General features: G+C 43.4%; 11 protein-coding genes. 5 read left to right on the top strand and 6 right to left on the bottom strand.

Annotated features, from left to right (window positions below):
- The first annotated feature begins 19 nt into the window (after nt 1–19).
- Nucleotides 20–889, top strand: a complete 870-nt coding sequence (locus tag ACA086_RS07125) for a hydroxypyruvate isomerase family protein (RefSeq protein WP_371002647.1) — start codon at nt 20–22, stop codon at nt 887–889.
- Nucleotides 890–898: 9 nt separating this feature from the next.
- On the opposite strand, the gene ACA086_RS07120 is transcribed toward ACA086_RS07125, so the two are convergent.
- Genes ACA086_RS07120 through guaA form a run of 4 tightly spaced genes read right to left on the bottom strand, consistent with a single transcriptional unit; the run spans nt 899 to nt 5541 of the window.
- On the bottom strand, nt 899–1438 hold the full coding sequence (locus tag ACA086_RS07120) for a DUF922 domain-containing protein (protein ID WP_371002646.1): 540 nt from the start codon (nt 1436–1438) through the stop codon (nt 899–901).
- Nucleotides 1429–1830: an OsmC family protein gene (locus ACA086_RS07115; RefSeq protein ID WP_371002645.1), complete on the bottom strand. Its 402-nt coding sequence runs from the start codon at nt 1828–1830 to the stop codon at nt 1429–1431. The genes ACA086_RS07120 and ACA086_RS07115 overlap by 10 nt, the downstream gene beginning before the upstream one ends.
- Nucleotides 1820–3997: a LysM peptidoglycan-binding domain-containing protein gene (locus tag ACA086_RS07110; protein ID WP_371002644.1), complete on the bottom strand. Its 2178-nt coding sequence runs from the start codon at nt 3995–3997 to the stop codon at nt 1820–1822. The genes ACA086_RS07115 and ACA086_RS07110 overlap by 11 nt, the downstream gene beginning before the upstream one ends.
- Nucleotides 3998–4008: 11 nt before the next feature.
- Nucleotides 4009–5541, bottom strand: coding sequence for a glutamine-hydrolyzing GMP synthase (gene guaA, locus ACA086_RS07105; RefSeq protein WP_371002643.1), 1533 nt, complete (start codon nt 5539–5541; stop codon nt 4009–4011).
- Nucleotides 5542–5619: 78 nt separating this feature from the next.
- On the opposite strand from guaA, the gene ACA086_RS07100 reads away from it, so the two are divergent.
- Nucleotides 5620–6345: an SIMPL domain-containing protein gene (locus tag ACA086_RS07100; RefSeq protein WP_371002642.1), complete on the top strand. Its 726-nt coding sequence runs from the start codon at nt 5620–5622 to the stop codon at nt 6343–6345.
- 211 nt (nt 6346–6556) lie between these two features.
- Complete coding sequence (locus ACA086_RS07095) at nt 6557–7102, top strand: pyridoxamine 5'-phosphate oxidase family protein (RefSeq protein WP_371002641.1); 546 nt, start codon at nt 6557–6559, stop codon at nt 7100–7102.
- Between the two features lie 12 nt (nt 7103–7114).
- Here the strand turns inward: ACA086_RS07095 and ACA086_RS07090 are convergent, their stop codons facing one another.
- Nucleotides 7115–8491, bottom strand: coding sequence for an aspartate aminotransferase family protein (locus ACA086_RS07090; RefSeq protein ID WP_371002640.1), 1377 nt, complete (start codon nt 8489–8491; stop codon nt 7115–7117).
- 54 nt (nt 8492–8545) lie between these two features.
- Nucleotides 8546–10150, bottom strand: coding sequence for a bacillithiol biosynthesis cysteine-adding enzyme BshC (gene bshC, locus ACA086_RS07085; RefSeq protein WP_371002639.1), 1605 nt, complete (start codon nt 10148–10150; stop codon nt 8546–8548).
- A gap of 223 nt (nt 10151–10373) precedes the next feature.
- Here bshC and ACA086_RS07080 point away from each other — a divergent pair, with 223 nt between their 5' ends.
- Together ACA086_RS07080 and ACA086_RS07075 are read left to right on the top strand one after the other, a co-directional pair.
- Complete coding sequence (locus tag ACA086_RS07080) at nt 10374–12830, top strand: M14 family metallopeptidase (RefSeq protein WP_371002638.1); 2457 nt, start codon at nt 10374–10376, stop codon at nt 12828–12830.
- 12 nt (nt 12831–12842) lie between these two features.
- Nucleotides 12843–13037 carry a DUF4177 domain-containing protein gene (locus ACA086_RS07075; RefSeq protein WP_371002637.1) on the top strand — a complete coding sequence of 65 codons (195 nt, stop codon included), beginning with the start codon at nt 12843–12845 and terminating at the stop codon, nt 13035–13037.
- Nucleotides 13038–13039 lie beyond the last annotated feature (2 nt).

The following is a 13039-nucleotide window of genomic DNA, read 5'->3' as shown; positions in this document are numbered from 1 at the left end:
GGAGCAAAATCTGAATTTTATGAAAAGGAGATCTTTTATTACTTCGGCTGCTACTGTGTCAGCTGGTATGGTGGCCGCACCTAAGGTTTGGGGAAAAGACCTGCCGAATTACGATCCGGAAGGACTCAAGGGCAATATTCACCACAGTGCCTGTTACTGGTGCTATAATTCCATCCCTTTAGACCAATTCCTATCCGATCTTGCGGGCCTGAGGGTAAAGGCAATTGATCTTGTAGGCCCGGAAGACTGGCCGCTATTAAAAAAACATAATATCCATGCCTCCATGTGCTGGGGAGCTGAGATTAACTTAACCGATGGTTGGTGCGATCCCAAGTTCCATCCCCAGCTTATAAAAAACTATTCTGAGATGATTCCTAAAGTGGCAGAAGCCGGCTACACCAATCTGATCTGCTTTAGCGGCAGCAGGAGAGGAATGGATGATGAAGAAGGGTTGCAGAATTCAGTTCGGGGTTTAAAGAATATCATGTCACTAGCCGAGAAGCACGGTGTGGTGATACAGATGGAATTACTGAATTCTAAGGTTGATCATGCGGATTATATGTGTGATAAGACAAAATGGGGAGTAGCTTTATGTGATGCCCTGGGATCTGAAAATTTTAAGCTCCTATACGACATTTACCATATGCAGATTATGGAAGGGGATGTGATCAGAACCATAGAACAATACAAGGACTATATCGGGCATTATCATACCGGGGGTAATCCCGGGAGGCATGAGATCGATGAAACCCAGGAACTGTTTTACCCGGCCATTATGAAGGCGATTCTAAAAACAGGATTTAAAGGATATGTCGCCCAGGAATTTATACCCAGCTGGGAGGATAAAATTGCAGCTTTAAAACAGGGAGTCCAGATCTGCGACGTATAATTTTTTGCATTAACCTGCCGTTCTCCTGAGCTCTTCGGCGATCATGGCATTCCACTCTCCCTGCTTTTCTACAGCCCTGGAATAATTGGTTTCTTCATCGTACCTCGATTGAAAATCTCTCAGCTCTTTAATAATACCATTGTAGATATTTTTCATTTCGGCCTTTACGTTTGAGGTGAATCTATACCCCTTAATCTTCCTGCGCATTTTTCTGGCAAAGAGTTCCGAAATATCAAAGTGTAGTTGCTCATGGCTCAGGATGATATCATTGGCCACTTCAGGTCGGTACCAGGAGGCTTCCGGATAGAAATAAGCGTTAACGCTACAATCCACTTCCATCTCTCCTGCCTGCTCAAGGGCGGAAAACTGATAAGCAATACCGCTGGCTGTTGTTGCTGCAACTCTAGAACCGGCCGGGGGAGGTGATTTAAAATCTTCCCAACTCAGTCGGTGCGAAGATTCCCATAATATTGCACCATCTTCCTGGCCATATCCCTGGAACAGAACCAGGAATAGGATAAAAACACCTAAATTTTTTATTAGCTCCAATGGAAATTTATTCTCTTTTCGATATCGGGATGTATACTGTAGAGAACAGGACATGTCCTTGCAGAGTTCTCGAGTATTACACGCTGTTTTTCGGCAAATCCTGCGGGCATGTGCATTTCAATTTCTATTTTACTGATGCGTCTCGGATCAGATGTCATATGTTTTACTACCTCGGCATAAGCTCCGTCAAGAGTGGCATCCCAACTTTTGGCCTTTATTCCCATAACGGTTAGCATACAACTGGCCAAGGCAGTTGCCACAGTGTCGGTGGGTGAAAATGCCTGCCCGAGTCCGTTGTTATCAAGGGGGGCGTCGGTAATAAATTGATTCCCCGATGCGATATGCTCACAAGTTGTCCTGAGATTACCCGTATAGGTTACTTTAGAGGTCATTTGAAGTTGGGGTTATCTGCATTACTCGCATATTTTCATATTTCATTATGTACGTAGCACGATTGAAATATCCCGAGGTAAAAGCCTGAACATAGTCGAATTTATTCCCGGCGTATTCGGTTAGTCCAATAATGCCTGCAGTGCTGAAAAGATTGGGTCTGTATGCTAGTTTCAGCAACAGATCAAGGGTGAGATCAAATCCGCGTACAGCGTACTTGTCAGGATCCCCTCCAAAACGAGCTCTGTACCTTCTCACAAATGCGTCCTCATTTACTTCCCTGTCGATGGAAGGATAGGTGAAATTAAGGTTAGATAAGTGGGAAACCGAGATCACATCGTTTTCAAATGCGCGGTTTTTATTTGTGGTGAACATCCGCACCTGAGTCGTATCCGAAATGGTAGAATTTAGAATTGAACTTACGCTGGAAACCAATTTAAAATTTTCGGTTTCTAAAATCACCCAATTTTCATTGTCAATACTGAGCAGGTTGGTCAGGGCCTCTATATCAACAGAAATATTTTTTTCATCTTCGCTTACTTTCAGTGCTCTGGCCATTGGAAACTTTTCTTGTATCCTGACTCGTGTTGTATCATTTTTCGCATCATTGATGACAATAATATTCTGATCGGTTCTTATGGATTCCATATAATCCAGCATCTTCAGTCTCAATATGCTGTCTGAAGGAACGGAGAAAAATACATTCGGTAAATCAAGGTCGCTCTGGGCACTCAATGGCGCTACAATGGGAACTCCTGCAGGCCCCGCCTGCATGGCAGCTTCTTTCAGGGCTTCCGCCTGTAAGGGACCGATGATCGCATTTACCGCTGATAAGTCCTCCCTAGCCAGAATCGATCTTACTTTTTCCCTGCTCAATTCTGTATCGAAGGTTTTCACTCTGACAGAAATACCTAAATCGGCCAGAGAATCCATCGCGACAAGGGCCCCGCTGTATAAACCAAGGCTGTATTTAAGGGCGTTACTTCGTTCTATAGTACTTTCTACATTCTCAACGTTGTTCAATTCCAGTCGATTCATACGAAAGGGAAGCATCACCATCAGAGAAGGCCTGTTATCCCTGCTAATACTGTCCAGGAGATTTATTTTATCGAGGATCAGGGAATTTCTTACTTCGAGTTTACCTGCTTTTTCCTTTGGCAATTTCAGCACCATACCGGCTTTAAGTCCCCTCGACAAATCGGGATTCAATGCCAGCAATTCGCCGTATCCAATACCGAGCTTTCTGGTGAGGGAAAATTCGGTTTGTTTGGGTTTTACTTCATAAAAAATATAGTTTTCTGCATTGACCTCTTCAGATTTAAGTTTCTTTTGCGGTAGGCGGAGCACCATCCCTTCTTTTAGTCCGCCCTGCTCCAAAATCATCGGATTCAGCCTGATAATTTCCTCAGAGGTTATTCCGTATTCCCCGCTCAGGCTATACATGGTTTTCTTTGGTGGCACTGTGTAGGAAACATAGAGTTCTACTTCCTGCCCTTCCACTGTACTCCCAGGGGGTTTGGGTAATTGCAGCTCCTGCCCTACGGCCAGATAGTTGCTGTTCTTTTCCAGAGATGGATTTAGTGCCACTAAACTATCAACGGTGATCCCGTATTTATGGGCAATGCTCCATCGGGTTTCTTTTGGGGAGACGATGTAGGTCTCAAAATCCTCCGGATTGATTGCATTGGGGTCCTCCTCAATCTCAGGATACACCGGAATCTGGAGTCGCATTCCTTTATCCAAAGGCATACTGTACAGCTCTTTGTTGTACCTCTTTATTTCATCTTCGGAGATTTCGTATCGCCTTGAAATCCCGTACAGGGTTTCTTTTCTGCGGACGCGATGTGTTCTGTAGCTTTCGGGTTCACGCTGAACCTCCTGGACTTCTGGCGTTGTTGTTCCTGAAACATTTCCGGGATTGTCGGGCAGGGGTTTGGTATCTGATGCGCTTGCCTGAAGTGGAATAACAAGAATGGTATTAGGTTTTAAAACATCTCCCTGTTTGATCTCCTTGTTGTATTTGAGGATGTTATAAGGAGTAACCCGGTAGAGCTTTGAGATGCTGTAGAGGGTTTCACCTTCCTTAACGGCGTGTGTTTTAAACTGCTGTGCCTGAACCTGAAAGGCAAACAGAAGAAATAAAACAAGACAATTCAGTACTTTCATCATGTTATATACGTTTATTCCCACTCTATGGTTGCCGGCGGTTTAGAACTTATGTCATAAACCACTCTGTTTACCCCTGGAACCTTATTAATAATGTCATTAGACATTTTTTGCAGGAATTCATAGGGTAAATTTACCCAATCTGCTGTCATTCCGTCTGTGCTTTCTACAGCTCTCAATGCGACGCACTTTTCATAAGTTCTTTCATCTCCCATCACACCTACACTATGCACGGGAAGCAACATAGCACCTGCCTGCCAGACATCGTCGTAAAGGCCCCATTCCCTCAGGCCATCAATAAATATAGCATCCACTTCCTGCAGCATAGCCACTTTCTCCCGGGTAATATCCCCCATAATTCTGATTGCCAGTCCGGGACCCGGAAAAGGGTGTCTGCCAAGGCGTTCATCGGCAATTTCCAAAGTAGCGCCTACCCTTCTCACTTCGTCTTTAAATAACATTTTTAAGGGCTCCACTACTTTTAATTTCATATAATCTGGCAATCCACCAACGTTATGATGGCTTTTAATGGTTGCCGACGGGCCTCCCGAGGCGGAAACCGATTCTATACGGTCTGGGTAAATCGTTCCCTGCGCCAGCCATTTGGCATCCTCCACCTTATGGGCTTCATCGTCAAAGACATCGATAAAGACGCCGCCGATGATCTTGCGTTTCTTCTCAGGATCCTCTTCCCCAGCCAAGGCATCCAAAAAGCGTGCCGAAGCATCAACACCTTTTACGTTTAACCCCATATGCTCGTATTGATCGAGCACTTCTTCGAACTCATTTTTCCTAAGCAGTCCGTTATTGACAAAAATGCAATGCAGGTGTTTACCGATAGCCTTGTGCAATAAGACAGCGGCCACGGTTGAATCCACCCCTCCGGAGAGTCCCAGGATTACTTTGTCATCTCCAATTTCTTTTTTTAATTCCTCTACGGTTGTCTCAACAAAGGCATCGGGCGTCCACGTTTGTTCCAGTCCGGCAATACCGACGAGAAAATTTTCCAGTAACTGTTTCCCATCTTTGGTGTGGTAAACCTCGGGATGAAACTGTATGGCATATATCTTTTCCTGCGCGATCTTGTAGGCTGCAATTTCCACATCAGCCGTGCTGGCCAGCAGTTCTGCCTTTGGAGGTAGTTGCTGTATGGTATCTGAATGGCTCATCCAGACCTGTGATCCGGTTGATATGTTCTTAAAAAAAGGTTCCCCTTCCTTGATTTTTGAAAGTCGGGCTCTGCCGTATTCCCTTGTCTTGGACGGGGCCACATTTCCCCCGTGAAAATGCGCTATATACTGGGCTCCATAGCAGACGCCCAGAAGGGGTATCTTACCTTTTATCCCGTTAAGCTCGGGATGTGGTGCTTCATCGGAACGCACTGAAGAAGGAGATCCCGAAAGAATTACGGCCTTGTATTCAGAGAGATCTTCAGGTAGCTTATTATATGGTTTAATTTCACAATATATATTGAGTTCCCTCACCCGGCGAGCGATGAGCTGGGTGTACTGGGAGCCAAAATCAAGGATAAGGACGTTGTTTTGCATGGGCAAAAATAGCAATTTGAGCTATTTTCGGACCAAGTTTTTTCTATATTTATTATACGGTTATCAACCTTTAAGAAAATGAAACACGCATCCTCCCTGATTTTTGGAATATCGATAATAATTGCAGCCTTCTTTCTTGGCAATGCCTATAAGGATAGAGCCAATCCCCCCAAGATCATCACAGTGACTGGCCTTGGAAACGAGAATTTTACTTCTGATCTTATCGTTTGGGAAGGATATTTTTCAACCTTTAACACCAACCTTAAAGCGGCCTTTGAACAGCTCAATACAGATAAGGAAATAGTGAAGAATTATTTATTATCGAAAGGAATTCCTGAGGCAAATATCATCTTCAATTCGGTTCAGACCGCAGAACAAAGGGACAACAAATACGACAATGGAAATTATATTGGGAGTGTTTTTCGAGGGTATTCCTTAACACAGAGCGTAAAAATCGAATCAAATGATGTAGAGCTCATTGAGGAAGTGGCAAGAGAAATCACTGAATTGCTGAATAAGGGAGTTCAATTTAACTCCTCTCCTCCCAGATATTATTACACCCAATTGGCCGATCTGAAAATTAAAATGATTGCTCAGGCTACGGAAGATGCTCGACTTCGGGCAGAAAAAATAGCAGAAAATTCAGGCGGAGACCTTGGAAATCTTCTCTCAGCCAAAATGGGAGTATTTCAGATAACAGGACAAAACTCAGATGAAGAATACAGTTGGGGCGGGGTTTACAATACTTCAGAAAAGAAAAAAACCGCCTCTATTACCATGCGGCTAGATTACGAAGTGCAATAAATATGAAATTTATAAGAACAATAGGAGGAAAAAGAAAAGCCCTGACCCCTACGGTCAGGGCTTTCAAATCAAAAACCAACCTAAACACATGAATTTTTATGACACTTTGCTAAAATTCTTTTTCAAAGCAATTTATTATAGAACAACTCACTTTAAAAAAACCCTACCTCATCTTCAAAATTTTTATCTTTAATACATAAATAACACATTGATGATTCAAAATTATTTAGAGGAAATTAAAACTGAACTGCAACGGGCTGCCTCTGATAAAGACCACCCTTATCGCTATTTTACCCTGGCCACAGTGGGTTTGGAGCGAGTCGCCCGACTGAGAACTGTCGTATTGCGAAAATTTGAAAAGGATCTGAAACTCATTTTTTATACCGACAGCAGGTCAAAAAAAATGATCCACTTACAGGAAAATAAAAATGTTGGCCTGTTATTTTACAATCCACAGACGCTGACTCAGATTCGAATGGAAGGAATCGCCAATGTAATTCATGATAAGGAGGCTATCTCCCAAGCATGGGATGAAATAGAGCTAAAAGCAAGAAAAGATTATACAACGGTGTCTACACCTGGAACTAGCCTCGACAGTCCTGATCAGTTAGACTACCTCGACGATGAGGATCATTTTTGTATCATTGAAGTCATCCCCTTTAAAATAGAATACCTTCAGTTAAAACGTCCTAATCACATTCGTGTGAATTATTCCCGGGAAAATGATCGGTGGGAGGGCGAATTTATCGTCCCATAGGATCAATGCAATCTAAGGTTCTCCCAGGGTATCTAAAATAACCCTGATGTCTTCTTCTGTAGTGTCCGGGTTTATAAAACAAAAGCGTAATACCGTCTGGTACTCCCCCTCAGATTTCCACAAGGTAGGTGTCACCAAAGCTATCCCATCCCTGTGGTTTCGGTAGGTCCACTCTTTATATTGGTGCGCATTCCAGCCTTCACGCCGGAATAAGACACAAGACAAGCTGGGTGGTCTCACCAGGGATAGTTCTGATCTCCCTTCTATTAATTCACCGGCTTTATTAGCCAATTCTATACCCCGTTCCACAGCCCATTTGTACTTCTCCGTGCCATGAGTAGCAAGAGAAAACCACAGAGGCATTCCCCTTAACCTTCGGGTTAACTGGATCTGGTAATCCGCAGGGTTAAAACCGCTGGCGCCTTCATCTTTAAAAATATCGAGGTATGAGCCCTCCTGAGAATGTGCCTCCAGGGCAAGCGCAGGCTCTTTATATAGGATTGCTCCACAATCATATGGGGAAAAAAGCCATTTATGCGGGTCGATGGTAATACTGTCTGCTTTTTCAATCCCATTAAAAAGATGTCTTACAGATTCCGCAACCAGTGCCCCACCTCCGTAGGCTGCATCTACATGAAACCACAGCTCTTCTTTTTCACAAACGGCGGCAATACCCTGGAGATCATCTATTATTCCGGCATTGGTAGTGCCACCGGTAGCCACAATAGCGAACAAGCGTTCTCGTTTATCAATATCCATCGAATTGATCTGCTCTTGCAGGGCTAAACTGGTCATAGGTCCGTCCGTTTCAACAAGGTGGACATCGGCATCGATCACTTTGGCCATGGCCTTAATGGACGAATGCGCTCCTGAAGAAGTTATAATCAGGCCTTTTTTATTGCAGTTTTCGGGCTTTTTACGCCATTTTTCACGGGCAGTGACCATAGCGGAAAGATTGGCAGCGGTTCCCCCGCTGGTGAACACCCCAAAAGCTCCTGCCGGCATACCCGTAAGGGAAACCAACCATTTCATTGCCTGATTCTCACAGAAAATTCCCCCTGCTCCTTCCATCCAATAGGCTCCGTGGATGCTTGATGCCGATGTAACCAAATCGAACATCACCGCAGCTCGTGTTGGGGAGGCCGGAACAAATGCAAGATGCCTGGGGTGGTCTATAGGGACTGTTGACTTCACAAGTACATCGCGAAACAGCTCAAAAGCCTTCTCCCCTCCTATCCCCTCGGGAGTTATAGTCTCCCCGACCAGGGCAAGCAGCTCTTCTTCCTTTTTGATCTCTCCTAAGGAAGGCGAATTATTGGTGATCCTGTTAATGGCATATTTCATGACATCGAGTGTCATTTCTACCAAATCGATATCTATGTTGTGCATGGGTGGGTTATTAAAATCAATTTATTCGATAAAAAACCTGAAACTTCTGAATCATCAGGGAAATCGAAGAACATAAAATTCCTTTGCCAGCGGATCGAGGGATTTAATGAGCTTAGGAATCAAATCTTCCCCTATGTCGAGATAGAGTTCTGAAAAATTAAGACTGCGTTCCTGAAGAGATTGATTTGGAAATAGTTCATTCTGGATTTCCGTCATCCGAACCACCTGATCTTTCAACTTTCTTTTCTGAGCTTTCAACAGCCTTTTCTCAAGTTTGTCGAGTCCTTTTAATTGTTTTACTTCCTGAGCTTTCACTGCTCCCAGAAAGGATTTGTCTGTTTTCTCTGCCAGCTTATATAGTTCTTTAAATTGCTCTTTCAAGTGATTTCTCTGAGGGCTAAAATCAATGTCTATATTAGAAATTTCACGTATTTTTTTATTGATCAGACGATTCTGGTCCAGGAAAAGGTCGGCTACCTTAAGGTTCATTTTTTGAAGCTTGAGTTGCTGTTTCTCCGTGATCGCCAGGGCTGAATTGCGCAGGAGGAGAATAGGGAAAGGTACTTCAACAGCATCAAAAAAAGATTTCAATTCAAGCCAGTAGGCCAGTTCACCTCCACCCCCGATATAACACAAATTAGGTAGTATTACTTCCTGATAAAGGGGCCTGGCGATTACATTGGGGGAGAATCTCTCCGGATATTGCTCAATTTCCTTTGCAATCTCTTCTTTTGTAAACTCAAGGGCAGTGTTGTTTACATAAAACATCCCATCCTTTTCAAGGATGCGTTCTCGTAGCCCTTCTTTTAAATAAAAATAATTGATCTCCCTGGGATTGACCTGAATATTATATCCTTCTGCAACGGATTCCAGTTTATTTATGGTCTTTGACACCTCTTTAAATGCAATGTTCTGGAACAGATCTTGTCTGATATAGGGAACGAGGGATTGTTTTAATAAGGCATCATCTCCATCTACAATGACAAGGCCTTCTTTTCCAAAAAGTTCATTTGCAAGGTAACGGGTTGCAGAAGCCAGATCCTCGTGTTTGAGGTAAGCTTCTTTAAAAAGGCGTTTCAGTTCAGCGGCAAACTTACCGGCTCCCATTTCAAGAGTAAACATTTCCAGGACCCCGTCTAGCCCCTTTGTAGATAAACTTCCTACTGCGCCTTCTGATTCACGATTCCACTGCAACTTTTTCCCTTTAAAATTGAAGTAATTGATCTCTTCAAAATCGTGATCCTCTGTTGCCATCCAGTATACGGGCACAAAATGATAGTCGGGGTACTGTTTCTTAAGTGTCGTGCAGAGATTAATAGTAGAAATAATCTTGTAAAGAAAGTAAAGAGGACCTGTAAACAGATTCAGCTGATGACCTGTAACGATCGTAAATGTATTGTTTTCCGACAGCAGTTTTATATGTTCCTTCGTTCTGGTCGTTGCCGAAATCTCGCCGTATTGTTTTCTAAGAGCCTTTACCAGGACTGTCCGTTGCTTTTCTGTAAATGACTGTTTTTTTTCCTCTAGTTGTGACTTAAAGGACTCTATGTTTGGGAATCTGGCGTAGAACGGCTTTAATGAGTCAGACTCATCCAGGTAGTCATTGATAAGATCTGAAAAATACCCGGTTTTTCGGAATGGGATTCCTTCTAACTGCATATTGGTTTGTTACTGCTTTTCAAAGATAAGGTTCTGGCGATTCTCATATCCCAAAAATACGTTAAGTTGTTTCAAATTCAATGTAGTTCACGTTTGATGGAATAAAACATGCCTTTTCCTCTATGTTTAGTGCCCGTATCCTGGCTGGTAATTCGAAGTAGATTTCAAATGATCAATTCGATTTAAATCCTTAGATTTGAGATTCGCATCTCATATATTTCCTATGAAAAAACAGATTCTTTCTTTTCTTTTTATACTTCCGTTATTTACTTTTTCTCAGAATATTCAATCCCCTTCAGAATTCCTCGGTTACGAACTGGGAACTCAGTTCTCCAGGCACCATCAGGTGGTTGATTATTACAAATACCTGGCGACTTCAGCAGCTGACCGCGTTCAACTGATACCTTATGGCAAAACTAATGAGAGACGGCCCCTGTTATTGGCTTACGTATCATCGCCGGAAAACATGGAGAATCTCGAGACTATCAGACAAGAGCATCTTCAAAGCACTACAGGCGGAGGAAATGCTTCCAAAGCCATCGTCTGGCTGAGTTACAACGTACACGGGAATGAAAGCGTAAGTACAGAAGCATCAATGCAGACCATCTATGAGTTGCTGACCACTAAAAAGGAATATCTGGAAAACACCGTTGTCATCATCGATCCTTGTATAAACCCCGATGGTCGCGATCGTTATGTTAACTTCTACAATTCATTTAAGAATACCCCCTACCAGGTAAACCCTGATAGCAAAGAGCACCATGAGGGCTGGTTAAGCGGGCGCGCCAATCACTATATGTTCGATCTCAATCGGGATTGGGCGTGGCTAACCCAGGTGGAGAGTCGGCAACGACTAGTAATGTACAATCAGTGGCTACCTCACGTACACGTGGATTTCCACGAGCAAGGTGTTGATAATCCCTACTTTTTTGCCCCTTCGGCCGAGCCTTATCACGAAGTGGTTACCCCCTTCCAACGGTCCTTCCAGGAGACTCTTGGCAGAAATCATGCAAAGTATTTTGATGCAAATGGCTGGTTCTATTTTACCAAGGAGCGCTTTGATCTCTTCTATCCCAGTTATGGCGATACTTATCCTACCTATAACGGGGCCATAGGGATGACTTATGAACAGGGCGGCAGCGGACGTGCCGGTCTGGGAGTAAAAACCAGTATAGGAGACACCCTAACACTAAAAGACAGAATAGCCCATCATCATACTACAGGTTTATCAACTATTGAGGTAGCTTCTCAGAATACAACAAGTCTTAACGAGGAGTTCAGAAAATTTTATCAACCCAAGAATTTTAAGTACAATAGCTATGTACTCAATGGCAATTCTGACCATATCAATGCACTGGCCAGCTTATTGGAACAGCATAAAATCGAATATGGCAGAGGGACCAACGGACAGGTCAAAGGCTTCGATTATAAGTCGGGTAAAAGCGGGAGCTTACAAATGAATTCCAACAGCCTGGTAGTATCAACGAATCAGGCCAAGGGCACCATGGTGAAAGTATTGTTCGAGCCAGACGCTGCATTAAGTGATTCCCTTACCTATGATATTACGGCCTGGTCTTTGCCTTATGCCTACGGACTGGATGCCATCGCATCGAATAGCATTGTAAAGTCGGTCCCACTACAAAATATGCAGAGCTATCCAAAGCCAGCTGCAGATTCCTATGCCTATGTTACCGATTGGAATAGTATGGAAGATGCGCGTTTTCTGGCTCAACTTCTCAATGCCGGTATAAAGGTGAGAACATCCCACTTACCTTTCACCCTGGAGGGGAATACTTTTAATAGGGGCAGCCTTATTATTACAAGGGCTGATAACCCTGATAGCACAAGTATAAATCGATTTTTCGAAATCATAAGCGAATTCCCACAAAAGGAGGTCACTGCTGTTTCAACCGGTTTTGTAGACAAGGGAAAAGACTTTGGTTCCAGTGAGGTTAAGATGATAAATCCGGCAAAAATAGCGGTCCTATCAGGGGAACCCACCTCATCTCTGAGTTTCGGAGAAGTGTGGCATTTCTTTGAACAACAACTCAATTATCCGCTGACGGTACTTGATGCAGATTATTTCAGAAGGGTGGATCTTTCAGAATACGACGTACTAGTCCTTCCAAATGGACGGGGTTACCGTAGCTTTCTGGATGATGGCGTATTGTCCAAGATTAAAAGTTGGGTTGAAAGCGGGGGCCGATTGATCGCCATGGCCGATGCTATAACCACGTTGGAAGGGAAAGAAGGATTCGGGATTAAAGCCAGGGAGAATTCAAAGGAGGAGAGCGATAATGAGGAAGAACCCGGATTATACGAGGATATGCAACGCGAACGTATGAAGCATCAGATCACCGGGGCCATATTCAAAACAAAGGTAGACCCAACACATCCGCTGGCCTTCGGATACGGAGATACTTACTACAGTCTGAAACTTGGCAATGCACGTTATGAATATCTGAAATACGGGACTGTTTCTTATCTGGAAGAGAATACCCGACCAATGTCTGGTTTCGCAGGAAGCGAAGCGCAAAAAATGATTGCAAACACCCTTGTATTTGGCGTAGAAAACAACGGACGTGGTCAAGTAGTCTATATGGTCGACAATCCTTTGTTCAGGGGGTTCTGGGAAAATGGCAAACTCTTTTTTGTCAACGCCTTATTTATGTTGGATTAATCAGAATATGCAATGACACATTACAAAGTAGAAACACTCGTTTATTATTCAAAATTATTCGCCGGACGCAATCATATCCTTGAAGCATCTAAAAAAGGAATACAGGATAAATTGAATAAGTATTCAGCAGACGGGTGGAAACTTACCTCCACAGATGCTACCCATTTCGGGGCGGCGATGTATATCTATTTATATTTTGAAAAATAGTC

Source organism: Muriicola sp. E247, assembly GCF_041358175.1.
GTDB lineage: Bacteria > Bacteroidota > Bacteroidia > Flavobacteriales > Flavobacteriaceae > Muriicola.
Note: the sequence above shows the minus strand (reverse complement) of the source record. Positions and strands in the feature narration are given on the sequence as shown.

What these genes read in the sequence shown, in the direction of transcription:
- ACA086_RS07125 (WP_371002647.1), top strand. Translation starts at nt 20, where the DNA reads ATGAAAAGGAGATCTTTTATTACTTCGGCTGCTACTGTGTCAGCTGGT.
- ACA086_RS07115 (WP_371002645.1), bottom strand. Translation starts at nt 1,830, where the DNA reads ATGACCTCTAAAGTAACCTATACGGGTAATCTCAGGACAACTTGTGAG.
- ACA086_RS07110 (WP_371002644.1), bottom strand. Translation starts at nt 3,997, where the DNA reads ATGATGAAAGTACTGAATTGTCTTGTTTTATTTCTTCTGTTTGCCTTT.
- guaA (WP_371002643.1), bottom strand. Translation starts at nt 5,541, where the DNA reads ATGCAAAACAACGTCCTTATCCTTGATTTTGGCTCCCAGTACACCCAG.
- ACA086_RS07100 (WP_371002642.1), top strand. Translation starts at nt 5,620, where the DNA reads ATGAAACACGCATCCTCCCTGATTTTTGGAATATCGATAATAATTGCA.
- ACA086_RS07095 (WP_371002641.1), top strand. Translation starts at nt 6,557, where the DNA reads ATGATTCAAAATTATTTAGAGGAAATTAAAACTGAACTGCAACGGGCT.
- ACA086_RS07090 (WP_371002640.1), bottom strand. Translation starts at nt 8,491, where the DNA reads ATGCACAACATAGATATCGATTTGGTAGAAATGACACTCGATGTCATG.
- bshC (WP_371002639.1), bottom strand. Translation starts at nt 10,150, where the DNA reads ATGCAGTTAGAAGGAATCCCATTCCGAAAAACCGGGTATTTTTCAGAT.
- ACA086_RS07080 (WP_371002638.1), top strand. Translation starts at nt 10,374, where the DNA reads ATGAAAAAACAGATTCTTTCTTTTCTTTTTATACTTCCGTTATTTACT.
- ACA086_RS07075 (WP_371002637.1), top strand. Translation starts at nt 12,843, where the DNA reads ATGACACATTACAAAGTAGAAACACTCGTTTATTATTCAAAATTATTC.